Source organism: Agriterribacter humi (assembly GCF_009192765.1).
Classification (GTDB): Bacteria; Bacteroidota; Bacteroidia; order Chitinophagales; family Chitinophagaceae; genus Agriterribacter; species Agriterribacter humi.
In genome coordinates this window covers 254636-280005 of sequence record NZ_VOHQ01000006.1, presented here as the reverse complement: position 1 = coordinate 280005, position 25370 = coordinate 254636, and the positions used below count along the sequence as shown (strand labels likewise).

At 43.6% G+C, this 25370-nt stretch carries 26 protein-coding genes and 1 tRNA gene; 12 read left to right on the top strand and 15 right to left on the bottom strand.

Annotated elements, in window-relative coordinates; translation table 11 throughout:
- The first annotated feature begins 3 nt into the window (after positions 1-3).
- A tRNA-Gly gene (locus FRX45_RS12805) sits at positions 4-76 on the top strand.
- 1 nt (position 77) lies between these two features.
- On the opposite strand, the gene trpA is transcribed toward FRX45_RS12805, so the two are convergent.
- The 8 genes from trpA to FRX45_RS12765 all read right to left on the bottom strand — a co-directional run bounded on the left by trpA (position 78) and on the right by FRX45_RS12765 (position 7694).
- The gene (gene trpA / locus FRX45_RS12800) at positions 78-860 is read right to left on the bottom strand and encodes a tryptophan synthase subunit alpha (RefSeq protein ID WP_152268823.1); all 783 of its coding nucleotides are present in this window, start codon (positions 858-860) and stop codon (positions 78-80) included.
- 77 nt (positions 861-937) lie between these two features.
- A complete protein-coding gene (gene trpB, locus FRX45_RS12795) occupies positions 938-2158 on the bottom strand; it encodes a tryptophan synthase subunit beta (protein ID WP_152268822.1) in 1221 nt (406 codons plus the stop codon).
- A gap of 157 nt (positions 2159-2315) precedes the next feature.
- On the bottom strand, positions 2316-2879 hold the full coding sequence (locus FRX45_RS12790; RefSeq protein WP_152268821.1) for an REP-associated tyrosine transposase: 564 nt from the start codon (positions 2877-2879) through the stop codon (positions 2316-2318).
- 107 nt (positions 2880-2986) lie between these two features.
- Positions 2987-3619, bottom strand: a complete 633-nt coding sequence (locus FRX45_RS12785; RefSeq protein ID WP_152268820.1) for a phosphoribosylanthranilate isomerase — start codon at positions 3617-3619, stop codon at positions 2987-2989.
- A gap of 5 nt (positions 3620-3624) precedes the next feature.
- Positions 3625-4407 carry an indole-3-glycerol phosphate synthase TrpC gene (gene trpC, locus FRX45_RS12780; protein ID WP_152268819.1) on the bottom strand — a complete coding sequence of 261 codons (783 nt, stop codon included), beginning with the start codon at positions 4405-4407 and terminating at the stop codon, positions 3625-3627.
- A 125-nt stretch (positions 4408-4532) separates the two neighbouring features.
- Positions 4533-5525: an anthranilate phosphoribosyltransferase gene (gene trpD, locus FRX45_RS12775; RefSeq protein ID WP_152268818.1), complete on the bottom strand. Its 993-nt coding sequence runs from the start codon at positions 5523-5525 to the stop codon at positions 4533-4535.
- Positions 5526-5572: 47 nt separating this feature from the next.
- A complete protein-coding gene (locus tag FRX45_RS12770) occupies positions 5573-6166 on the bottom strand; it encodes an anthranilate synthase component II (protein WP_152268817.1) in 594 nt (197 codons plus the stop codon).
- Between the two features lie 91 nt (positions 6167-6257).
- A complete protein-coding gene (locus FRX45_RS12765) occupies positions 6258-7694 on the bottom strand; it encodes an anthranilate synthase component I family protein (protein ID WP_152268816.1) in 1437 nt (478 codons plus the stop codon).
- A gap of 241 nt (positions 7695-7935) precedes the next feature.
- Between FRX45_RS12765 and FRX45_RS12760 the strand changes: the two genes are divergently transcribed.
- A complete protein-coding gene (locus FRX45_RS12760) occupies positions 7936-9024 on the top strand; it encodes an acyltransferase family protein (protein ID WP_193311688.1) in 1089 nt (362 codons plus the stop codon).
- Here the strand turns inward: FRX45_RS12760 and FRX45_RS12755 are convergent.
- The gene (locus FRX45_RS12755) at positions 8985-9512 is read right to left on the bottom strand and encodes a hypothetical protein (RefSeq protein ID WP_152268815.1); all 528 of its coding nucleotides are present in this window, start codon (positions 9510-9512) and stop codon (positions 8985-8987) included. The two genes, FRX45_RS12760 and FRX45_RS12755, sit on opposite strands and share 40 nt — an antisense overlap.
- A 117-nt stretch (positions 9513-9629) precedes the next feature.
- On the opposite strand from FRX45_RS12755, the gene FRX45_RS12750 reads away from it, so the two are divergent.
- From FRX45_RS12750 to FRX45_RS12720, 7 genes are all read left to right on the top strand, one after another.
- Complete coding sequence (locus FRX45_RS12750; protein ID WP_152268814.1) at positions 9630-10301, top strand: peptidylprolyl isomerase; 672 nt, start codon at positions 9630-9632, stop codon at positions 10299-10301.
- 144 nt (positions 10302-10445) lie between these two features.
- Complete coding sequence (locus tag FRX45_RS12745) at positions 10446-12116, top strand: alkaline phosphatase family protein (RefSeq protein ID WP_152268813.1); 1671 nt, start codon at positions 10446-10448, stop codon at positions 12114-12116.
- Between the two features lie 186 nt (positions 12117-12302).
- Positions 12303-13094: a 3-keto-disaccharide hydrolase gene (locus tag FRX45_RS12740; protein WP_152268812.1), complete on the top strand. Its 792-nt coding sequence runs from the start codon at positions 12303-12305 to the stop codon at positions 13092-13094.
- A 5-nt stretch (positions 13095-13099) separates the two neighbouring features.
- A complete protein-coding gene (locus FRX45_RS12735) occupies positions 13100-13774 on the top strand; it encodes an O-methyltransferase (protein WP_152268811.1) in 675 nt (224 codons plus the stop codon).
- A gap of 16 nt (positions 13775-13790) precedes the next feature.
- Positions 13791-14606 carry a ZIP family metal transporter gene (locus FRX45_RS12730; protein WP_152268810.1) on the top strand — a complete coding sequence of 272 codons (816 nt, stop codon included), beginning with the start codon at positions 13791-13793 and terminating at the stop codon, positions 14604-14606.
- Positions 14607-14743: 137 nt separating this feature from the next.
- Positions 14744-15370, top strand: coding sequence for a hypothetical protein (locus tag FRX45_RS12725; protein WP_152268809.1), 627 nt, complete (start codon positions 14744-14746; stop codon positions 15368-15370).
- Positions 15371-15637: 267 nt separating this feature from the next.
- Entirely contained in the window at positions 15638-16210 is a 573-nt protein-coding gene (locus FRX45_RS12720; protein ID WP_152268808.1) for a hypothetical protein, read from the top strand.
- Between the two features lie 53 nt (positions 16211-16263).
- On the opposite strand, the gene hisB is transcribed toward FRX45_RS12720, so the two are convergent.
- The 6 genes from hisB to hisG all read right to left on the bottom strand — a co-directional run bounded on the left by hisB (position 16264) and on the right by hisG (position 22607).
- Positions 16264-17406 (bottom strand): bifunctional histidinol-phosphatase/imidazoleglycerol-phosphate dehydratase HisB, encoded by a 1143-nt coding sequence (gene hisB, locus FRX45_RS12715; protein WP_152268807.1) that lies wholly within the window; start codon positions 17404-17406, stop codon positions 16264-16266.
- A 38-nt stretch (positions 17407-17444) separates the two neighbouring features.
- Positions 17445-17873 (bottom strand): c-type cytochrome, encoded by a 429-nt coding sequence (locus tag FRX45_RS12710; RefSeq protein ID WP_152268806.1) that lies wholly within the window; start codon positions 17871-17873, stop codon positions 17445-17447.
- Between the two features lies 1 nt (position 17874).
- Complete coding sequence (locus FRX45_RS12705) at positions 17875-19167, bottom strand: PQQ-dependent sugar dehydrogenase (RefSeq protein ID WP_226805330.1); 1293 nt, start codon at positions 19165-19167, stop codon at positions 17875-17877.
- A gap of 26 nt (positions 19168-19193) precedes the next feature.
- Positions 19194-20252 (bottom strand): histidinol-phosphate transaminase, encoded by a 1059-nt coding sequence (gene hisC, locus FRX45_RS12700; RefSeq protein ID WP_152268805.1) that lies wholly within the window; start codon positions 20250-20252, stop codon positions 19194-19196.
- A 106-nt stretch (positions 20253-20358) separates the two neighbouring features.
- A complete protein-coding gene (gene hisD, locus FRX45_RS12695) occupies positions 20359-21630 on the bottom strand; it encodes a histidinol dehydrogenase (RefSeq protein WP_152268804.1) in 1272 nt (423 codons plus the stop codon).
- Positions 21631-21755: 125 nt separating this feature from the next.
- Entirely contained in the window at positions 21756-22607 is an 852-nt protein-coding gene (hisG, locus tag FRX45_RS12690; RefSeq protein ID WP_152268803.1) for an ATP phosphoribosyltransferase, read from the bottom strand.
- 332 nt (positions 22608-22939) lie between these two features.
- Between hisG and FRX45_RS12685 the strand changes: the two genes are divergently transcribed.
- From FRX45_RS12685 to FRX45_RS12675, 3 genes are all read left to right on the top strand, one after another.
- Complete coding sequence (locus tag FRX45_RS12685) at positions 22940-23701, top strand: 3-keto-disaccharide hydrolase (RefSeq protein ID WP_226805328.1); 762 nt, start codon at positions 22940-22942, stop codon at positions 23699-23701.
- A 165-nt stretch (positions 23702-23866) separates the two neighbouring features.
- Entirely contained in the window at positions 23867-24340 is a 474-nt protein-coding gene (locus FRX45_RS12680; protein WP_152268802.1) for a GAF domain-containing protein, read from the top strand.
- An 18-nt stretch (positions 24341-24358) separates the two neighbouring features.
- Entirely contained in the window at positions 24359-25363 is a 1005-nt protein-coding gene (locus FRX45_RS12675) for an aldo/keto reductase (protein WP_152268801.1), read from the top strand.
- Positions 25364-25370 lie beyond the last annotated feature (7 nt).

The window sequence follows — 25370 nt, the reverse complement described above, 5'->3', positions numbered from 1 at the left end:
TTTGCGGAAATAGCTCAGTTGGCAGAGCATCAGTTTCCCAAACTGAAGGCCGCGGGTTCGAATCCCGTTTTCCGCTCTTACTTTAATATACTTTCCAAAAACTTTTTAGTCGTTTCTCCCACTGCCGGGTTTTCATTCAGCGCTTTTATATAGGCACTCCCAATAATAGCTCCATTTGCGTATTTGCAGGCGGATTGAAAGGTGATTTTATCTTTTATACCAAAGCCAACCAATACAGGGTTCTTCAACTGCATATCCTGTAGCTTTTGCAAATACAATTCCACTTCCGAAAAATTTTTATCCTTGCCGGTAGTAGACGAAGAAGAAACCGCGTAAATAAATCCCGTGCTCAGGGCATCAATCTTCCTTATTCTTTCCTCCGGGGTTTCAGGTGTAACCAGGAAGATAAAATCTAATCCATACTTCCTGATCACCGGGCCATATTCTGTTTCAAATTCACGTATAGGCAGGTCGGGCAATATGAGCCCGTCAACTCCTGTTGCCGAGGCATCAGCACAAAACTTTTCGAAGCCGTATTGTAAAACAGGATTCATATAGCCCATCAAAATCACAGGAACCGTTATGCCGCTACCGGCCGTATTCCGCATTATTTTTAATTGCTCAAAAAGCACTTTAAGGGTCATGCCATTTTGCAATGCCACGCCCCCACTCTCCTGTATAACCGGGCCATCAGCCAACGGGTCGCTGTAAGGCATGCCCAGTTCAATTATACCCGCACCATTGTCCTGCAAAGCTTTCATTACTTTTAGTGTACTATCCAGTTGCGGATAGCCCGCTGTACAGTAAATATTCAACACTCCGCTGCTCTTCGTTTTAAATAATTGTTGTATCCTGTTCATATTGTTTCTCCTGAAAAAATATACTGTTATTTTTTTTTGTCAAAACTGACCATTCACTACTTACCACTTACCACTCACTACTCCCCCATCGCTTTCATATACGCCGCCATATCCTTATCGCCCCTGCCGCTTAAACAAACCACTACAGTATCCTTTGACGTTAGTTTCAGTTGATCCAGTCCGGCTATGGCATGAGCGCTTTCCAATGCGGGTATAATCCCTTCCAGGCGGGTTAGCTCAAAGGCTGCATCTATAGCTTCCTCATCCGTTGCGCTTAAAAATAAAGCCCGCCCGGTTTCATATAAATGCGCATGCAAAGGACCTATGCCGGGGTAATCCAATCCCGCTGAAATACTGTGCGGTTCCACTACCTGCCCATCTTCCGTTTGCATTACCAAACTTTTACTGCCATGTAAAATACCGGCCTTGCCCAATTGCGTGGTTGCTGCACTCATACCGCTTCGTATGCCACAACCAGCCGCTTCTACAGCAACCAACTGCACGGCAAATTCTTCTAAGTAATGATAAAACGCACCGGCTGCATTACTGCCGCCGCCCACACATGCAACCACATGCGTAGGAAATTCACTGCCGGTGTGCTCCTTTAACTGCCAGCGCATTTCCTCACTAATGATACTTTGAAATCTTGCTACCATATCAGGATAAGGATGCGGGCCTACCACACTGCCTATTATATAATGCGTATCTACCGGGTTGTTGATCCAGTCGCGAATTGCCTCATTGGTGGCGTCCTTTAATGTTTTACTACCACTGGTTGCGGGTATAACTGTTGCACCCAGCATTTTCATCCGGGCCACATTGGGCGCCTGTCTTTCAATGTCTTTTTCGCCCATATACACCACACACTGCATATCCATTAATGCACAAACGGTTGCCGTGGCTACGCCATGCTGACCGGCGCCGGTTTCGGCTATTATGCGGTGTTTGCCTAACCGCCTTGCCAACAGCAACTGCCCAATCGTATTATTGATCTTATGCGCACCGGTATGATTCAGATCTTCTCTTTTTAAAAAAATAGTTGTACCATGTTTTTCACTTAATCTTTTTGCATGGTATAATGGCGAAGGTCGTCCTACATAATCTTTCAGCAGGGCCCTGAACTCCTTCTGAAAATCATCTTCATACATAATTTTCAGGTACCGGCTTTTTAATTCCTCCACATTGGGATACAACATTTCGGGAATATAAGCTCCGCCGAACCCTCCATAGTAGCCAAAGATATCCGGCTGCTCAAATGTGCCTTTATATTTGGCGAGGGCTATTGTTCTGTTTATCATTGCACACTTATTTAAATTAATTCAAAGTTGTAAACTTTGAAGAACATAATCGTACGAAGTCAGAGACTTCGTACAGCAGCACTCTTCGTACTGCAGCAATGCTATGCGAAGTCTCCGACTTCGCATTTTTTATGTTCTTCATAGTCTCCGACTATATTTATAATACTTCCACATCAATTACGCCCCGCTTACCGGCATAATTCGCTGCGCTTGAATACACATAATCTTCCGCATGATTTACAATGCCTGCCCTTACCGGGTTTTCATGAATATAATTGATCTTCACCTGAGTGAATCCATGGCTAAAACACTCCTCCGGATGATTACCATTCGTCCATATCTGGTAGTTTTCATTTTTACTGTTTCTCGTTCCATAATACTTAAACTGGTGCAGCATCCACAACCTCCGGCTTTCAGCATCACTCTGAATAACAGGCATCATACTATGATGCGTATGCTTTTTAAAATCTCTTATGATATCACTCAGGGTAATCTCCCTGTTTCCGGCCCTGGCAATTAAATGCACATGATTACTCATAACGACAAAAGCGTTTAACACTAATCCTTTCTTCAACTGGCAATATTTAAACGAATCCATAAGAATATCCTTATATATTTTTCGGGTAAACAAATCAATCCAGCCACAAACCGTAAACGTAAGAAAATAGGCAGCAAACTGATCGCGGATGGCGTAGCCATCCCGGAAAATGGTGTTATTCATAAGTGCAAAGTTTTAAACTTTGAAGAACATAGGAGTACGAAGTCCGGAGACTTCGTACAGTAACTGAAGTCCGGAGACTTCGTACAGCAGCACTCTTCGTACTGCAGCTATCGCAGTGCTTCCACAAATGCTTTAACTTTTTCCATATCCTTTATACCAGGACTACTTTCTAATTTACTGTTCACATCCACCGCAAAAAGGTTTGGGCCATGTTTACCGTCAGCAAAAGACCGCAATACTTCCGCATCTTCTATTCCAATGCCCCCGCTCAGCAAAAAAGGTTTATTGATATGCGCCCCATCCAATATTTTCCAGTCGAATTTTTTTCCGCTTCCACCATAAGTAGACCAATCGGTATCAAATAAAAAAAGATCACTCACATTTTTGTATTCCCTTACCTTCCAGTCAATATGATCACCCTCTTTAATACGAAATACTTTAATGGTGGGAACCTGCTCACTTATCTTTTCACATAACCGGGGTGATTCATCACCGTGCAATTGCACCATATACAACCCGTATTTCTCTACATAATTCATTACCTCATCATACCCTGCATTCACAAAAACGCCTACTTTATTGATCTTTAGCTTTGCCCTCTTTAATTCTTCTTCGCCAATGCGCCCCACAACGTATCGTGGCGATTTATGATAAAAGATAAATCCCGCGAACTCAACGCCCATTTCATCCATGGCATACACCTGGTTTAACTGTGTGTTTCCACAAACTTTTATACGCATAGTCTTTAGCTTTTAAGTTGCTCAACAAATGCGGCAAAAGCAATCGCGGGGTCAGGCGCTTTCATAAAATTTTCGCCAATTAAAAACCCTTTGTAGTTATGTTGCTTCAATTTTCTTATCGTTTCGACATCAGCTATACCGCTTTCGGAAATCATTGGTTTATCTTGCGGAATTAAACCGCCCAGGTACACCGATGTTTCAATACTTACTTCAAATGTTTTGAGGTTGCGGTTATTTACGCCAACAATATCCACTTCATCACAAATATGTTCAAGCTCTTCTTCGTTGTGTATCTCCAGCAATACCTCCAGGCCCAGGCTTTTTGCGGTTGAGGCTAATGTTTTTACCCGGGCTGGTGTTAAGTTAGCGGCAATAAGCAAAATCACATCGGCTCCAACAGCTTTCGCTTCCACTACCTGGTAGGTGTCAATTATAAAATCCTTTCGCAAAACAGGAATGTTATTGGTCCTTGCTTTTTTAAGGTCATCCAAGCTTCCGCCAAAAAACTTTTCATCTGTTAAAACAGAAAGCCCGGAAGCGCCATGTTGCGTGTATGCGGCTGTAACAACACCCGGATCAGCATCCGCATTGATCCATCCTTTTGACGGCGATTTTCTTTTGAACTCTGCGATGATGCCGGTTTTATTCTCATCCAGTAAAAACTTCCGCAACGAAAAGGGGATCTTTGAAAACCATTCCATCTGCTCCAGCACAGCTACCGGCGTTTGCCGCTTCCGTGCTGCTACTTCAATTTTCTTTTGTTCAATTATCGTTTCTAAAATATTCATATAAGGTCTCAGGTTACAGGTTACAGGGGGCAAGGACAGTTACAGGTTTCAGGGTGCAGGTTTCAACTTTTCACCTCTCACTACTCACTCCTTGCAATTCCGGCCCCACAAACCTCATGGATTCTTCACTGCAACGCCTTCAGCTTCTTCAGCGCATCAAAGGCTCTTCCGCTTTCCAAACTTTCTACTGCTGCAAGATACGCATCATTATAATCGCCATAAGCTCCTGTACAGTGCAATGCCATTGCTGCATTGGCCAGCACCACCGCATTTTGCGCCCAGGTGCCTTCTCCTTTTAATATAGTCATAAACAATTTGGCAGCTTCTTCAACTGTAGCACCACCATATATATCTGTTGCACTCACCATGCGTTTGCCTAACTGTTCCGGCGTCATAATGCGTTCACCTTCTTTGGTAATTACTTTGGTATCGTTGGTCAGCGATATCTCATCATACCCGTCCAGGCTATGGATGATCGTAAACGCTTTACCGGTTTGCTGCAACAGGTAATTGTATATCCGCGCCATCTCCAGGTTATAAACACCCACTAATTGAAAGTCCGGATTGGCCGGATTAACCATGGGGCCCAGCATATTGAAAAAAGTACGGATACCCAGGTTTTTGCGTATAGCGCCTACGGCTTTTAATGCGGGATGAAAAAGCGGCGCATGCAAAAAACAGATATTCGCCTGGTCTATTTCTTTTTCCAATGCACTGATGTCTGATTTTAAACGGTATCCCAATTGTTCCATTACATTAGAAGCACCACTTACAGATGTAGCGCCATAATTACCGTGCTTGGCTACTTTTTGTCCTGTGCCGGCAACAATAAAACAGGCCAGCGTTGAAATGTTAAATGTGTTTTTACCATCCCCTCCTGTACCCACAATGTCGGTTAACTCGTAACCCTCCAAATGAACGGGTACACACAATTCCAGCAGCGCGTCCGAAAAACCCTGCAGCTCTTCAATGGTTATGGTGCGCATAAGGTATACTGTTACAAATGCCGTTACTTCACTTTCATTATATGCGCCTTTGGAAATATTTACCAGCACATCTTTGGCCTGCTGCCGCGAAAGCATTTTGTATTCGAACAGATATTGCAATATTTTTTTCATATCCTTATCCCTAAAAGGAAATTTTTGATTGTGGAATCAAGTTTATACTATTTACTCTTTATACTCATGGATGAACTTAACCAGTTTCGCATGATCTTTTCCCCATCGGGGGTTAATACACTTTCGGGGTGAAACTGAACTCCCTGTACATCATATTGCTTATGCTTTAATGCCATTATATAATTGTTTTCGTCTCTTGCCGTTACTTCCAGTTGCTCAGGAAAACCATCATCGCCTACTATCCAGCTATGATACCTGCCTACTTCAATCGTGGCAGAAAGGCCTGCAAACAGTTCAGGCTGCTTATCATTAAACAATGTAACGGGCGTTGCCACCCCATGATATACCGTGCTTAAATTTATTAACTTACCTTCAAAAGCCTCAGCAATGGCCTGGTGACCCAGACATACGCCCAGTATAGATTTCGAAGACGCATACTGCCTGATCAATGGTAATAACAATCCCGCCTCCCCGGGTAATCCGGGTCCCGGCGAAAGAATGATCTTATCGTATTCATTCACTTTATCAAGACTGATCTGGTCATTCCGGTACACATCTATTTTCTGATGCAATATCTTTTCTACCAGGTGCACCAGGTTATAGGTAAAGGAATCATAATTATCAAAAACCAATATTTTCATACTTGTTTGTTTGTGATTTGTGGTTTATTGTTTGTTGTGCCCGCTGCTACATTCCTTACTCTGTAACTTGTACCCTGTAACCTATATCTACTCAAATCCGCTCCGCAAGCTCCACGGCTTTTTTCAATGCGTTCAATTTATTATTCACTTCCTGCAATTCACTTTCGGGCTTAGATGCAGCCACTATACCTGCTCCCGCCTGTGAAATCAGCGTATTGTTCCTGCTTAAAAAAGTGCGGATCATAATGGCATGATTGCAACTGCCGTTAAAACCCACAAAGCCAATGGCTCCTCCATAGTAGCTGCGCGAAGTAGGCTCGTATGCATCAATTAGCTGCATGGCTTTAAATTTGGGCGCACCGCTTAAAGTGCCCGCCGGGAAAGTGGCAGCCAGTAAATGAAAAGGATTGGTTCCCGGTTTTACATTGCCGTTGACTTCACTCACCAAATGAATAACATGCGAATAATATTGTACCTGCCGGTAATGCTTCACTTTCACTTCATCACAAAGCCGGCTCAGGTCGTTTCGGGCCAGGTCAACCAGCATCACGTGTTCTGCGTTTTCCTTGGCATCAAGTAATAATTGCTCCGCCATTTTCTGATCCGTTTCATCATCGCCGGTTCTTTTGAATGTGCCTGCTATTGGATGTACCACCGCTTTCCCGTTCTTTATGATCAACTGGCTTTCGGGAGATGAGCCCATGAGCTTATAATCGCCGTAATCAAAATAAAAAAGATAGGGCGAGGGGTTTATATTCCGCAGGGCGCGGTACACATTAAATTCATCGCCTGTAAAGCCCTGGGCAAAACGCCTGCTCAGCACAATCTGAAATACATCCCCGCGGTAACAGCTTTGTATCCCTTTCTCCACCATTTGCCGGTAAGCTTCATCTGTCATGTTGGACGTTTCCGCACCGTTTGCACTGAATGGGAATACCGGCACATCCTTACTCCTGATCAGCGATTCCACCATTTCCATATCACTGGCCAATCCGGGAATAATATTCTCGCAGATGTACATTTCATTTTTAAAATGATTGATGGCGATAACGTACTGGTATAAGCGATAACGCATGAGCGGTATGGCTGCAAATGGCGAATGATCTGAAGCGTCCGGTGAGTGGCGATCGGAAAAAGTAATGGTATCAAAAAACTGAACAGCATCAAAAGTAGCATATCCATATAACCCCTGAACGGCAGCAACGATTTTATCCGGCGACTGCTCCACATCAAAGCGCTGCATAAAATTCCACAGCATAGCGGGCACTTCGGCGGGATCATTTACCGGCAGCCGTTCCGGCTTTTGTCCCGGTAACTTAAACTCAATGGACCGCTGGCTGGTAATTTCCATACCGGCAATGGCATTGATACAGATAAAGGAAAAACTATTTTCCGCGGCATGATAGTCGGTACTTTCCAGCAAAATGGTATCGCGGAAACGGTCTCTCACCCTTAAGTATATGCCCACCGGCGTATACACATCGGAAAGCATTTTTTTGAACTGCGTTTTTATTTCAACTTTCTTCATAACTGCCTTATTCCATTTTCATAAAAAAACCCCGGTGATTACCGGGGCCTGAATATTGTAATATACTAAAATACGATAACAGCATTACAAGCCCCACAGAGAGTTTGTATGCCACCACCAGTATTTATTTGTATTATTTTTCATGATTGAGGCACAAATGTCTATGCTTTTTTGTTAAAAAAAAAATTTTGACTTAGTTTTTCAGAATTATTCTCAATCATCCCCTAACGCTTTTTTTCCAATGGTTCAAAAAAGATTGCTCTCGCTCGACTTCCTCCGCGGTTTGATTATGGTATTATTAGCGCTGGAAGCCGCAGGATTATACCATGTATTGAATGGTGCTGCCGAAGGAAGCTGGTGGCACAATATAACCATACAGTTTGATCATCATCAATGGAACGGACTTCGGTTCTGGGACCTGATTCAACCGGGTTTTATGTTTATTGCCGGTACAGCAATGGCCTATTCCCTGCATAAACAACAGCAGAATGGCGTTCCCTGGTCGCAATCGTTTCGCAAGGCATTGAAAAGAAGCGGATGGCTTTTTTTCTGGGGTGTTTTGGATTATGCCGTAAGAAAAACCGGTCTTTCGTTTGAACTTTGGGATGTACTAACACAACTCTCTTTTACACTGCTTGTGGCTTTTTTGATCTTCAGGTTCAGCATCAGCACTCAAATGATCATATGTGTTGGCATATTGTTGCTTACAGAAATATTGTACCGCTTTACCAACGTACCGGGCTTTGACCAGCCATTTACAGACCAGCACAACTTTGGCAATTATGTTGATCTTTTATTAATGAATAAAATTAACGGCGGCGGATGGGTGGCCATCAATTGTATTCCTACAGCCGTACATACCATTGCCGGAGCATTGGCGGGCAAATTACTACTGAGTGAACATGCAAAAAAAGTAAAACCGTTATTACTATGGGGTATTATTTGTTTGATAGCAGGCTTTGGTTTAGACTGGCTGCACATAACGCCTATAATTAAACGCATTGCCACCACTTCTTTTACACTGGCTTCATTAGGCTGGTGCCTGCTGGCCTTAGCCGCCTGTTACTGGTGGATTGATATGCGTAACCACCGCAAGCATCTTTTATTTTTTACAGTGGTGGGCATGAATTCCATTTTTATTTATTTGTTCTTTGAAATTGTAGGGCACAGGTGGTTTAACGATTATGTTGCCGCCGTTACCAATGGATTGATGGGCATGGCGCATTTCCCCGGTTTTTTGATGGACCTGGTTACCTGTCTCACCATTTTTGGATTGGAATGGGGGCTGTGTTATTTTTTATATAAGAAAAAGATATTTTTTAGATTGTAGGAGTGGAAAGCACGAAGAGTAAAGCACGAAATCCGTGGGAATACAAAGAACCAAATAGCAAATAACAAGAACCAAACTTGCCTACCGGCAGGCAGGCCTGTCCGCCGGGGCGGATAAATTTCAAAATTAAAATCCGCCTGCCGAAGTACCTGTCCAATTCCAACAGTAACATTATTTTTTAAAATATTTTGGGGAATCGGAATCCCGTTTGTGTTTGTTGTCCACAAGACATCGGAAATCCACCAACAGTCATCAAAATAAACAAGTTGGCAACTTGCCATTCCTTTTGCTTCCTGACCATCCGAATCCATTGCGTAAAAACTTTGAAACACATTAGCAATTCCATTGTATTCGTTCACAAATTTTCCTGTTTCATATTGAGTGAAACTCTTTTCATAATAATCCGTGCGATGCGGATAAACGTCTGCCTGTCCGGTAGACAGGGAGCGTCGCCTGCCTACCGGACAGGCGGGCAAGAAAAGTTTCATCTGTGATCCAATAGCCGGGTTCCACAAAATGCGCTTTCCCGACTGGTTCAATATTATTAGCAATCCTGCCAAAGTGCAGCAGCAATAGTATTGGTAAAAGGCAATACATTTGTCTGCATGAAAGACAGGTATTTCCGTTTGAGAGAAATATGCTTTGTTTATTGGATAGCTCCAATAATAGTGTGTGGAGGAATTGCTGGTTGTGCTTCTCAAAAAAAGTACAATAACCCGGTGGTGGTGATTGAAACAAAGTTTGGCAATATAACAGTAGCATTGTATCCGCAAAAAGCGCCGGCTACAGTGTCAGCATTTCTCAGGAATATTGATTCGGGCTACTTTGATAATTGTTCGTTCTATCGGGTGTTACGCAATGATAACCAGGTAACCGGGGCACTCCATTCTCACCTGATACAGGGAGGTATATGGCAATCCAATCCCGATTTGAAAAGTAAATTCAATCCTATTCCGCATGAGCCTACCAATCAAACCGGAATACTTCATACAAGGGGAGTCATTTCAATGGCAAGAAACGAACCGGGAACTGCCACATCGGAATTTTTTATTTGTGTGGAAGATGAACCCGGTTTTGATTACGGAGGCAAAAATAATGCGGATGAGAAGGGTTACTCGGCTTTTGGCGCAGTAGTGGAAGGTATGGAAACAGTAATGAAAATCTATCGGCAACCTGAAGATAATCAACGCTTTATTCCTCCCGTTACCATCCTCAACATACACCGGCTGCAGCAGGAAATTCCAGTAAATATTTCTCCATCTGCCAAAGAAAAATAATGGTATCGCCATTTTAAATTCTTTTTCTATCTTTAATATTACTTAACCTTTTGATTAGCCTTTGTTAACAATTTGATTATACAGCAAGCGCACTTTTGCAAAACCTGCATTAAACCCCACACTACATCATTTTAAAATCATTTTATGAGAAAGGAAAACCTGCTTTATGTATTCGCAATTTATTTTTTAGTCTCCTGTCAAACTCAAAAAACAGAAAGCTACCCGGCAGGGATCGAACATGTTATCGTAATTGGGGTGGATGGCATGAGTCCCGATGGCATACGCAATGCCACAACACCGGTAATGGACAGCATGATTGCCGGTGGCGCTGTAAAATGGAATGTACGCACTGTATTAACTACTGCCAGTAGCCAGAACTGGGCTTCCATGATCATGGGCGCCGGCCCTGAACAACATGGCATTATTAATAACGACTGGGAAAGAGATGATCATACGCTTCCCCCCATAGTAGCGGGCGAAGAAGGTATATTCCCTTCTATTTTCGGAATCATCCGGGAGCAAAAACCCGATGCAGAAATTGGAGCGGTTTACCACTGGAGCGGCTTCGGCAGATTGTTTGAAAAGAAAGCCGTGAACTATGATAAAAACTTTTCAACGGAAGACTCTACAGCAGCGGATTTCATCAACTATATCAAAACCAAAAAACCCACTTTTGGATTCGTGCATTTCGATCATGTTGATCATGCAGGACATCACGATGGTCATGGTACACCACAATACTATGCCGCAGTGGCAAAAGCAGATTCATTAATAGGTGAGGTATTGAAAGCCATTAAAGAAACCGGTATTGAAGAAAACACATTGGTTATTGTTACCGCTGACCATGGCGGTATGGGCAAGGGTCATGGCGGGCCTACACCGGAAGAAGCTGAGATTGCCATGATACTTCACGGTAAAGACATAAAGAAAGGCTATAAAATTCAGCAGCAGGTATATACTTACGACCTTGCCGCCACTATCGCATTCGCGCTTAACCTTACACCGCCCTACGCATGGATCGGGCGCCCCATAAAAGCGGCTTTTGAAGGATTTGAGGAACCGGCTAATTTATGGAAAGGAAAAGAGGTAATTGCATCTCCTACCATATTCCCTAAAAGGAATTTGTATCAGCAAGCCGGCGGACTGTATATTAATGAACCGGCTACGGTTAAGATGAGTGCGATTACCGATAACAGCGTCATTCATTATACCTTAAACGGCGACGTTCCCGACAGCAACTCGCCTGTATACAAAGAACCCTTTAGCATTGACAGCACTACGGTGGTTCAGGCAAAAGCTTTTGACAACAAAGGCAATGAAAGCGGGGTGAGCGTTGCTTATTTCAGAATGATTAAGCCGGGCACAAACAATGGCCTAACTGTTGCTTATTTTAAAGGCAGCGGCTGGAAAAAACTCCCTGCTTTTGGAAAGCTTACTCCGGCAAAAAAATGGAACAGCTATGAATTTTCTGTTGATGAAAAAACAATCTCGCCTTTGCAGGAAAAAGGAAATTCAACCTTTGGTTTGGTGTACGATGGCTATATACAAATTGATAAGCCCGGAGAATACCGCTTTTCTACTCAATCGGATGATGGCAGCAAATTGTTCATCAATGATAAAGCAGTGGTAAACAATGATGGAGATCATGGTGTAACAGAAGAGGCAGGCGACATTACATTAGAAGCAGGCCTGCAGAAAATAAAAGTTGAATTTTTCAATGCGGCAGGCGGTTACTGGCTCGATGTATTTTATAAAGGTCCCGGTATTCCCAAACAACTTGTTCCGGCAAATAAATTATTCCTGAAAAAAGCATAAGATTAACCTGTTTATTACAGCCAATTAGTATGCCTGTGTTTTGAAACACTGTAGACAAAGCGACAAGGAGGCACAAAGTTATTTTCATTTATTTCCAGTTACACGCGGATCAAGCTCCGGCTGCCGGATACTTATTCAACAAGCTTACCGTATCCGCCGATCCTCTCTTTTTATTATCTTGCACTTATGAAAAATTTATTGGTATTACTTTTCACGCTTTTCACCATCACTTCTTTTGCCCAGGACAAAAGAAAATGGAAGCAACTCTTCAATGGCAAAGATCTGAAAGGCTGGACAGTTAAGATCAGCGGGCATGAATTAAATGATAATTACGGCAACACATTCCGCGTTGAAGATGGGAAAATGGTAGTGTCTTATGACCAGTATACTGCATTCAACAACCAGTTTGGTCATATTTTTTATAAAACACCTTATTCGTATTATTTGCTTGCGGTTGAATATCGTTTTGTGGGCAAACAGGTTGAAGGCGGGCCGGGATGGGCTTATAAAAACAGTGGCATTATGCTGCATTGCCAGCCGCCATCCACCATGCTTAAAGACCAGGATTTTCCTATTTCAATAGAAGATCAGTTACTGGGCGGCGATTCAACCGGCGAAAGAACAACCTGCAATCTTTGTACACCGGGCACCAATGTAGAAATGGATGGAAAACTGTTTACGCCACATTGCATCAATTCCAAATCAAAAACTTTCCGCAATGAAGAATGGGTAAGAGCTGAAGTGCTGGTATTGGGCGATTCAGTGATAAAACAAATTGTAAACGGAGATACCGTTCTGGTATATCGAAAACCACAAATAGGCGGCGGTAGTGTAAGCCATTATGATCCTGCTGTAAAGAAAGACGGGCAACTTTTGAAGAGCGGTTATATTTCCCTGCAAAGCGAAAGTCATCCCGTTGAATTCAGGAAGGTGGAGATCATTAACCTCGAAAAGCAGTACAGGAAAAAAAGGAAATAATCAATATGGATACAAATATTTTTGGCGCAGTAGACCAGTTTATCAATAATTTGTTTGTAAAGGAAGATGATGCATTGCAACAAACCAAACAAGCCATTATTGACGGCGATCTTCCGCTCATCAGCATTTCCGAAAACCAGGGCAAGTTCCTGCATATCCTGGCCAAACTCAATAATCCCCAAAAAATATTAGAGATAGGCACACTGGGCGGGTACAGTACCATCTGGCTGGCAAGAGCATTGCAGGAAGGCGGGCAGTTGATTTCCCTTGAACTGGATCAGCACCACGCAGATGTGGCCCTTGCCAATATTTCAAATGCAGGTCTAAGTAATACAGTTAAAATTCGTGTGGGTAATGCACTGGAGGAATTGCCCAAATTGAAAAAAGAAGGCGCGGGGCCCTTTGACGTTATATTCATTGATGCCGATAAGGAACCTTATGCCGAATATTTTGAATTGTCTTTACAACTCTCCCGGCCGGGCACGCTCATCATTGCAGACAATGTAGTGCGCGAAGGAAAGATACTTGAAGAAAACAGCACCGATACTAATGTAACCGGCGTGAAACGTTTTATTACATTACTGGCTGCTACCAAACAGGTTACCGCTACCATCATTCAAACCGTCGGCAGTAAGTACCATGATGGCATGGCACTGGCGATAGTGAATGAAATACCATAACAGCACGATTTGAATCATGAAACTAGACTGGCTGCTCGATTACAACCCTGTGTTACTGGCGCTCTTTGCTACCTTATTTACTTATTTTGTTACCGCCTTAGGCGCGTCTATGGTTTTCTTTTTTAAGAAAATCAACAAAAACATTTTGAATGCTATGCTGGGCTTTGCGGCAGGTGTAATGATAGCCGCGAGCTTCTGGTCGCTGCTGAAACCAGCCATTGAAATGGCGGAAGAAAACGGCAGCATTCCCTGGGTACCCGCAGTGGTTGGATTTTTAGCAGGCGGTGCTTTTTTATTAATGGCAGATAAGATATTACCCCACTTACATATTGGCCGGCCTATGAACAAGGCCGAAGGAATAAGAACCGCCTGGAAAAGGAGTGTGCTGCTTATTCTTTCTATTACACTGCATAATATCCCGGAAGGACTGGCGGTGGGTGTGGCATTTGGCGCCTTAGCCCACAATCCCGATATCGGACTGCTTGGCGGCGCTGTTTCGCTTGCCATAGGCATTGGGTTGCAAAACTTTCCTGAAGGCGCAGCCGTTTCCATACCCCTGCGCAGGGAGGGTTTTTCGAGGCGAAGGGCTTTTTTTTACGGGCAACTCTCCGGCGTTGTGGAGCCTGTTGCCGGGGTTATCGGAGCCTACCTTGTTTTTACAGTTACCCCTTTACTTCCCTACGCGCTTTCATTTGCCGCCGGCGCCATGATATTTGTAGTAGTGGAACAATTGATCCCGGAATCTCAAAGTGGAGATGAAACGGATCTGTCTACCATTGGGGCCATGCTGGGTTTTGCCACTATGATGGTACTCGATGTGGCTTTGGGTTAAAGTTTCAGTTTGAATACAATTAAGTTAATCCACTAACTTTTGTGAACATTTTAAGTAAGCTCAGCTATTTACCGGGCAGCTTAATGTGTATATTTATGGATCAGTCCTTCTATAGCAAACCCACTAAAATACACAGTATGCGATGGCTGTTTTCCATTTTACTGTTGCTGAGTGCCCTCCCTGGCGTGGCACAAAACATTACGATTGCCAATCTTTGGGGAAAGGATTCAAGAGCCATTTATATCGGCATACAAAACCAGTTGATGCTTGAAGGCAATACCAATACCGTTACAAAAATAAATTCCCCTGGCGGATCGATACACCGCGCAGGAGATACACTCACTGTATACCCGGTAAATAAGGGAGCCTTTGTAATTGAAGTTGAAACTACAGCCGCTAAAAAATCCTTCACTTTTGAGGCCGATTATTTCCCGCGGTTTGTTATCGCATTAACGGATTCAATTTATTTAAACCAGGCCGTTGTTTCGAAACAAGCCGTTTTGAAAAGTGGCGCTTTACATATTGCGGGCAGTAAAAATTCGGGCGACAAGTTGTTTGATAATTTCACGCTTACCCGATACGCACTCAGTATTGACGGGAAGCATTACCAGGTAAATGGCAAACATTTTCCAAAGGCGGTTATAGAAACCATATCGAACCTGGAAAGCGGGAGCGTTATATCAATTGATGAGATTTTACTCTACAATACAGACACTGCACAATCCTTAACCCTTAAAGGCCCCAGGGCATTTAAAATACTATAGCATAAAAAGAATATCCTCTCAACATCTCAATAACTTTCTGGCTGGCTATAAACAAGAAATAATTTTACCCTGGTCAGCGCATGGCTTTGCATAACTGGTGTTTTTTGTTGTAAGGGCAAAAAACCACAGGGCTGGTCTAAACAAAATAGGGCGTAACAACTAAGGGCATTGCTGCCATTCAACGCGACATGAAACAAGAACTAATCGACGATATAATTAAAGAAACCGTTTCCTTACACTACCTATTGGGGGCCATTTATCAAAACCATGAACAATTTAGCGGATGTTGAGCTATGGCGCAAGGTAGATGTATTCACAAATAATGACATTAAACGAATGTTAGACGTTGAATTTATCAGTGAACTTGCGGTAGGGATTCTTCATGGGCTACAAAACAAAAAATTGACTCTGGATAAATATTATGAATTATATGAGAGTGAATTTCCTGAAAGAGATAGACTCAAAGAAACATTTGATATTGTCTTGAGAGAAATAGTTTTTACACTGCCACTAATACCCGAAACTATATGGTCAAAAAAGACGGACTTCTACACTTTATTTCTTTTATTAGCGAAGAAAAGAAATTCACTACCATTTCCACAAGCAGTTCGTGAACGAGCAAGAAATATGCTCTACTCTTTCGCCGAAAAAGTTGATAAGTTTGTCACAGTCGAAAAACAAGAAGGTGATAATTCAAAAGCAAATACAAACGTTCAACAATATGCATTAAATCTTAGAGCTTCTTCTGATCTCGGTGTTAGAAAAAAAAGAGAAGAAGCTCTTGAGAACGAATTAAGCGAATTATTTGTTACGATCGAGTCTTCACAACCAGTCCATTGAGCCTTCCACTCACAGGATGTTATTATCGCCTCCGGCAATACCGGAAAATAGATTTATAATACCCCCTTTGTGCTTGGCAAATAATTGCTCAGCGGGTCGCGCTTTACCGCCATGTGGATGGCTTTGGCAAAAGCTTTGAATATGGCTTCTATTTTGTGATGTTCGTTGTCGCCCCTGCACTCAATATTGAGATTGCATTTAGCAGCATCGGAAAATGATTTAAAGAAATGATAGAACATTTCCGTGGGCATCTCCCCTATCTTCTCGCGCTTAAATACTGCATTCCATACCAGCCAGTTCCGCCCGCCAAAATCAATCAGCACTTTGGCATCGGCTTCATCCATGGGCAGGGCAAATCCATAGCGTTCCATCCCTCTTTTATCGGCCAAAGCTTTGGCAAAAGCTTCTCCCAGCGCAATGCCCGTATCTTCAATGGTATGATGTTCATCAATGTGCAGATCGCCTTTGGTACGAACAGATAAATCCATTTTACCATGTCGGGCAATTTGTTCAAGCATGTGATCGAAAAAACCAATGCCTGTTGAAATGTCTGCTTTCCCCGACCCGTCAACATTCAATGCCACGCTGATCTTTGTTTCATTGGTATTACGCTCCTGGGTAACCGAACGCAATCCCATCTTTAAAAATTCATATATTTTGCTCCATTCCGTTGTTTCCAGTGCAATGGTATCCTGCAGCGCAGCTGCCTTATCCGAAATTTCGGCAGCGCCCAGTGAAGCATCATTGTTGAGCCAGATGCCCCTGCAGCCGAGGTTCTTGGCCAATTGTATATCTGTTATGCGGTCGCCTATGACAAATGAATGGGCGATATCATAATCCTCGTTATTCAAATATTGCGTGAGCATACCGGTGGCCGGTTTACGGGTTGGCGCATTTTCATGCGGGTAGGTTCTGTCTATATGCACCGCGCTGAAAAAAATGTCTTCCCCTTCGAGGCTCTTCATCACTAAATTATGCAAAGGCCAAAATGTATCTTCCGGAAACACATCCGTTCCCAATCCATCCTGGTTGCTTACCATCACCAGTTCATAGTCTAATTCCCTGGCAATTTTGGTCATGTATTCAAACATGTGCGGGTAAAAAGTAAGCTTCTCAAATGCATCCAACTGGTAGGTGGGAGGAGCTTCATAAATCAATGTGCCGTCTCTGTCAATAAATAAAATCCGTTTTGCCATAATTCTTATTTCAGGGGTTTAGTTGTTAAATCATCTGTTCAGCTTTTTTTTTCCGCTCTTACCTTCTTTACTTCCCGTATGGTAACGGCACTGGCTTTGTTACCGAAGCTATTGCGCACATAGGTGAGCACATCTGCCACCTGCTGGTCGGTTAAATGCGGATGAGGCGGCATAGGGTTATGAAAAGTATCCCCATCAATTTCTATAGGATCCGTTAACCCGTTTACTACAATTTTTATAAGCCTTGCCTTTGGCCCCAGCACCCATTCCGTTTTTGCCAATGGCGGATTCATACGCTGCACCCCAAGTCCATCTGCCTGGTGACAGGTTAAACACTCTTTTGTATATACCGTTTTGCCTCTTTCCATTACCGCTGCGGGTGGTTTGGTTTGATCGGGCTCAAGGCTCAGCAAAATAAATAAAAGAGCGGCAATCACCACATTTACAGGAATCAGTCTTCTTCGCATATTATTTACCGTTATAAGTAATCTTCCATATATTACCCTTGTTATCATCCGACACATATAAAGCGCCATCCGGCGCCTGCGCCAAACCGCAGGGGCGGTAATCTACCCTGCCGGAGGCTTTCTTTTCATCGCTGCCGGCAAACCCGTCTGCAAACACTTCCCATTCGCCGCTGGGTTTACCATCTTTCATGGGCACAAATACTACAAAAAATCCGGCCTGCGGCTCCGGCGCCCTGTTCCATGATCCATGAAAAGCAATGAAAGCGCCGTTTTTATACTTTTCAGGGAACTGGCTGCCTGTATAAAAAAGCAATGCATTGGGCGCCAGGTGAGCCGGAAACGCCATGATGGGCTTATCTACGCTTTCACAACGGCCCTGCGTTTTGGCGTCACCACCATATTCCGGCGCTAATATTTTTTTCTGTTGCTTTCCGTCATAATAACAATAGGGCCAACCAAAGTTCGATCCTTTTTTGGCCAATAAAAATTCTTCAGCCGGTAATTCAGCATTGTCCTTAGTGGTATACAGATCATCAAACATGCGGTGCAGGTCATCGCGCCCGTGCTGCAATACATATAATTCGTTGGCGCTGCTGTTCCAGCTTAACGCAACGGAATTCCTGATGCCGGTGGCATAGCGTACGCCATCTTTAAATTCCTGGCCGGGCGTGCCTGCTTTAAACTGCCATATCCCCCCGGCATATTCTAATATCGGGCAGGGATCCTGTCCTTTTGATCCTACCGCCCTGTCCTGCACCTGGCAGGAGTTGGAGGGTGCACCTATGTTTACATAAATATTACCTGCATCATCCAGCGTAATGGATTTGGAGTTATGCTGTCCGCGGTCAGTCAGTCCTTTTATAATGGTTTCCGGTTTACCGGGGTTCTCCACTTCATTATTGGCGTTCAGTTTGTAGCGGTATACAGCCGAGTTGGAAGACGCATACAAATAACCATCTTTAATAGAGATGCCCGTACCGGGATAATTGCCAAAACTACTCACCGCTGTCGCATTTCCTCCCTTCAGCAGCAGAATGCCTTTGCCATCTTTCAGCTTCTCCAGTTTCGCGTATATATCTCCGTTACTGCTTACCGCAATATGCCGCACACTTCCCAGGTTTTCCGCCACCGTAGTTGCCGTAAAGCCATCGGGTAATGTTAAACCGGGATTAACGGAACCAGCCGGTAGTATAGCTGTAGTATCGGATATGTTTTTATTTTCTTCCGCGCATGCAGATACCACTATCATGCATGTAAAAACCAAACATGACAGATACCATTTGATCGTTTTCATATCATATCGTTTTTAGAAACATAAAATTACAAAGTCGTGACAAAATCCTTTAAACTATTCACGAGGGCTGTATTTTCTGCAGGACTACCTACCGTTATACGCAGGCAGCCTTCACATAGCTGCACATTGCTCCGGTCGCGAACCACAATACCCTTGCTCAATAAAGCGGTATAAACAGCCCTCGCATCCTTCACCTTTACCAGCAGGAAATTGGCATCCGAGGGATATACTTGTTCCACCACAGCAACCGATAACAGTTGTTCCGCCATCATATCCCGTTCCCGCACCAGCACCCTTATCATTTCATTCACATCCTCTACATGATCCAGCGCATTCAATACTATTTCCTGTGTTGCCTGACCGATATTATAAGGCGGCTTTATTTTATTATAGATACTTATGATCTCTTCTCCCGCAAAAGCCATACCCAAACGCAATCCTGCGAGCCCCCATGCTTTAGAAAGGGTTTGTAAAACAACAAGATTAGGGTACTCGGCCAGTTCCTGCACAAAAGACCGGTGGCGTGAGAAATTGATATAGGCCTCATCAATGACCACGATGCCGGGGAAATTATTCAGCACTATTTCTATATCCTCTCTGTTGAGCGAATTGGCGGTGGGATTATTGGGCGAGCACAACCAGATGATCTTTGTAAAATCGTCCACCTTCGTTTCCAGGTGTACCAGATCTAACTGGAAGTTTTCAAGCAGGGGCACTTTACGCAATTCCACATCATTAATATGGGCGCTCACTTCATACATACCGTAAGTAGGCGGACAAATAATTACATTATCCTTTCCGGGATTACAAAAAGCACGGAACAGCAGGTCAATACACTCATCGCTGCCATTGCCCAAAAAAATATTTTTTGACGGCACGCCTTTTATAGTGGTAAGCTTTTCTTTTATTTTTTGCTGGTGCGGATCGGGATAGCGGTTATACCACTTTGTTGTGGGCGACCCCAGACTGTTTTCATTTGCGTCTAAGAAGATCTTTGCCTCCCCGCTAAACTCATCGCGGGCAGAAGAATAGGGAACCAGTTTTTTTACATTTTCTCTTACCAGGTCGTTTATGTTAAAATTCATAGCCGATATTTCAATTTGTGGTTTATTGTTTGTGGTTAAGATAACCCCACTCACTACTGACGACTCACCACTCACATTAGAATTTATAGTTTATAATTTTCATTACTTACATTCTCACTTTCACCGCATTGGCATGCGCCTGCAGTCCCTCGGCTTCTGCCATACTGATTACAGTGGAAGCGATATTTTTCAGGCCTTCCTGTGTTAACTTTTGATAAGTGATATTTTTTACAAAGCTGTCAACACTCACGCCGCTGTACACTTTGGCATAGCCGTTAGTAGGCAGGGTATGATTGGTTCCGCTGGCATAATCCCCAACGCTTTCGGGCGAATAATTGCCCAGGAACACGGAACCGGCATTCACCACCTGCTCCGCTATGGCTTCATCATTTTCACAGCTAATGATCAGGTGTTCCGGCGCATACGCGTTAATCAATGCCAAAGCATCAGCCATATTTTCCACAATAATGGCTTTGCTGTTTGCCAATGCCTTTGTGGCAATATCCCTTCGCGGAAGTGCGGCCAATTGCTTCTGCTTTTCTTTAATAATTTTTTCAGTCATAGCGGCCGAAGTACTCACCAGCAACACCTGGCTGTCTGGCCCATGTTCGGCCTGCGATAAAAGGTCGGCGGCAACATAAGCTGCATTGGCCGTTTCATCGGCCAGCACACATACTTCGCTAGGGCCGGCCGGCATATCAATGGCAATGCCATCGCGTTGTACCAATTGCTTGGCGCAGGTTACATACTGGTTACCCGGGCCAAAGATTTTATATACCGCAGCAATGGTTTCCGTTCCATAAGCCATAGCTGCTATGGCCTGTGCACCGCCGGCTTTATATATTTGAGTGATCCCGGCAGCTGTTGCCGCATATAAAACAGCAGGATGAATAGTACCATCTTTACCGGGAGGTGTGCATAAAATAATTTCTTTGCAGCCTGCCAGCACTGCCGGTATGCCGAGCATTAAAACAGTAGAGAAGAGCGGTGCTGAACCACCCGGAATATATAACCCTACTTTTTCTATTCCAATGCTTTTGCGCCAGCACTGCACGCCCGGCATGGTTTCCATTTTTATTACCGCCTGCATCTGTGCAGTATGAAATTTTTCAATATTTTCCTTTGCCTGCGTTATGGCTTTTTTAAGTTCCACCGGTAAGGTTTGCGCTGCTGTTGCTATTTCCTGCTCAGGTACCCGGATATTTTTTATAAGCACCCCATCAAAACGTTGGGTTAATTCAACCAGCGCCTCATCGCCGTTCTTCTTTACATGGTTCAAGACCTCCTGCACGGCAGTTTCGAGCGTGAAATGATCCAGCACCGGCCGTTGCAGCAATGCAGGCCATTCGTTGCGCGGGGGATGGATGATAACGTTCATAAGACGATTTGAAATTTAAGATTTGAAATTTGAAATCAGTCGCGGCAGGCAGGTTTTATTGGGTTCTGTTTTTGGCTATTGGTTCTTCTACTTCGGATTTCGGATTTATCCTTTCGGATTTGCACCTACATCACCATTTTCTCAATCGGCACCACCAGTATACCCTGTGCGCCTGCGGCTTTCAATTGCTCTATTTTATCCCAAAATTCATCTTCGCTTAATACGCTGTGCACCGAGCTCCATCCTTTATCTGCCAGGGGCAATACCGTGGGACTTTTCATTCCCGGCAGCAAACCAATGATCTCATCCAGCTTATCATTTGGTGCATTCAATAAAATATATTTATTGTTCTTCGCTTTTCTTACTGCGTGTATGCGAAACAATAATTTATCAAGCACCTGCTGCTGCGCCGCGTTAAAATTATTATGGCGGATCAGCACCGCCTGGGATTGCAAAATAGTTTCCACTTCTTTTAATCCGTTGGTCAATAAAGTAGATCCGCTGCTTACCAGGTCGCAGATCGCGTCGGACAAGCCGATGCCCGGAGCAATTTCCACCGAACCGCTGATCTCATGTATTTCGGCATTCACTTTATTTTTTTTAAGAAATTGCTTAGTGAGATGCGGGTAACTGGTGGCAATGCGCCTTCCTTCAAGCGATTGAATATTGTTATACTGTTCGCCTCTTACAACTGCAATACTTAACCTGCAACCACCAAAACCCAGTTGCTCTACCGTTTTTACCGACTTGTTTTTTTCATATACCACATTCTCGCCAACGATACCAATATCTGCTACCGCATCTTCCACGTACTGAGGTATATCATCATCCCTTAAGAAAAACACCTGCAGCGGAAAATTGGTGGCTTCCGTTTTAAGTTTATTGGCGCCATTGGAAATAGCGATGCCACATTCTTTTAGCAGCTTCATCGAATCTTCATGCAGCCGTCCCGATTTTTGTATTGCCAGTTTAAGCATTATCTGATGTATTTAAAATAAAAAAGACCTACCTAACGGTAAGCCTCTAAACATGTTGTATTGAAATCTGCACATACAGCACCGGCCTACCCTTTGGGCAAGAAATGATGGTGGTGATGTGTGCGATGGATCATTATTACATTTTTTTAACGCCGCAAAAATAAGGTACAGCTTTTACGTGGCAAAATTTATGTGGGGTTCTTTTAAGGGCCATAAACTAATAAATTAGAAATCTTCAAACTTCTAATTCGTTGCGCGTTTGTTAAAAGCTGTCTCAAACCATATTTTTTTATAAATTGTACCCTCTTTTATAAACGCAACAAATTTTAATTATGATCATTCGTTTATCTCAAATTGTAATGAGCGCTTGTTTATGCTTGGCTGTTTCCGCTAGTTTTGCACAAAAAGCACCCCGGGAGGGCGATCCAAAATTAACCGAATACTGGGATCCTCCCGTACGTGTTATTACGCCAGGCAAAACCGCCGCTGATGCACCTTCAGACGCTATTGTATTGTTTGACGGAAAAGACGCTTCTAAATGGAAGTCTGCCAAAGACGGCAGTCCGGTAAAATGGAAAATTGAAGGAGATGCTTTAGTAGTAGAAAGCGGTACTGGTAATATAAAAACAAAAGAAGGCTTTGGCGATTGCCAGTTGCATATTGAATGGCGCACTCCTGCTGTAGTAAAAGGCGAAAGCCAGGGTCGTGGCAACAGTGGTATTTTTTTGATGGGCCGATATGAACTGCAGGTACTGGATTCTTATAATAATCGAACCTATTCCAACGGACAGGCCGCAAGTATTTATAAACAAACGCCTCCACAGGTAAATGCTTCCCGCGGACCCGGCGAATGGCAGACATACGATATACTTTTTACCGCTCCTACCTTTCAGGAAGATGGCACGGTTAGAACACCCGCAAGAATCACCGTATTTCACAATGGCGTATTGGTACAAAACAATACTACCATCTGGGGCTCCACGCAATATGTCGGCACGCCCAATTACGAAAAGCATAGCGATAAAGAACCCATCGAATTACAGGATCACGGCAACCCTACTGCTTTCAGGAATATATGGGTAAGGCCTTTGTAGGAATGTGAGGGGTGAGTAGTGAGTGGTGAATGGTGAGAAACGTGAGAAGAGAAACCTGTCTGCAGGCAGGCGTGAAAAGGGAGAAGGCATAGGTTGAATAGTCCTCCCTGCACCCCGCAACCCGTACCTTGCAACTTCTACCCGGTAACTTGCTACCTTTGCAGCATGGCAGAAGATTTGATTATTGCAACGGGTTCCAAAGCGGAGCAATACCAATCGCTTATTCCGCAGGTAAAAGCATTAATGGAGAACGAACCCGACCTGGTGGCTAATTTAGCCAATATAGCAGCGGCGCTTAAAGCGCAATTCGGCTGGTTTTGGGCAGGGTTTTATATCGTTAGGGAAAATGAACTGGTGGTGGGTCCTTTCCAGGGCCCGGTGGCGTGTACCCGTATCCGTAGGGGAAGAGGCGTATGCGGCGCCAGTTGGGAAAAAGCCCAAACGATTATTGTGCCCGATGTTGAAAAATTCCCGGGCCATATAGCCTGCAGTAGCTTATCCAGGTCAGAAATTGTGGTGCCGGTTATAAGAAACAATAAAGTAGTAGGGGTACTGGATGCAGACAGTGAAGCATACAACCAGTTTGACACAACCGACCAGCAATATCTTGAGAAAATAGTTGAATTAATACACTGGTAACCTTATAAATAATATCTTATGCAATACAGGAATTTGGGCAACACAAAAGAAAAATTATCCGCTATAGGACTTGGCTGTATGGGTATGAGCTATGCTTATGGACCTACCGATGATACCGAAAGCATCGCCACGCTGCATAAGGCCTTAGACCTGGGCATTAATTTTTGGGATACGGCTGATATGTATGGCAACGGAAAAAATGAAGAGCTGGTATCGCAGGTGCTGACTCAGAACCGGGATAAAGTCTTTATTGCCACTAAATTCGGTTTTCGTTTTAAAGACAGTGCACCAGGACATAGCGGCCTGCCAGGCACTTATGTTGACGGATCGCCGGCATATATAAAAACGGCTGTAGAAAAGAGCTTGAAGCGATTAAAAATTGATACGATTGATTTGTATTACGCTCACCGCGTAGATAAAAATATTCCTATAGAAGAAACGGTTGGCGCAATGGCCGAACTGGTAAAAGAAGGTAAAGTACGTTACCTCGGGCTTAGCGAGGCCTCTGCAAAATCTATACGGAAAGCACATGCCGTTCACCCTATTGCTGCATTGCAGAGCGAGTATTCATTACTGAGCAGGGATATAGAGGGCGAAATATTAGATACTGTACATGAACTGGGCATTTCATTAATTCCTTATTCACCACTGGCAAGAGGAATAATTACTGCTACGGTAAATGATCCTGCACAATTAGCCGCCGATGATTTTCGCCGCACATTACCCCGTTTTGATGAGGAACACTTACAAAACAATATTAAACTGGTGAATGAATTTGCAGCGTTGGCTAAGAACAAAAACGCAACACCTGCTCAACTTGCCCTGGCATGGGTACTGGCTCAGGGTGATGATATTATTCCCATACCCGGCACCAAGAAAAGAAAATACTTAGAAGAAAATGCCAGCGCCGTGGATGTTCATCTATCGGAAAATGATTTGAAAAAGATCAATGATTTAGTAGCGCGCTACCCCAATGTTGGCAACAGGTACAGCGAAGGCGCTATGAAACTGGTGAATCAGTAAGTGAGTA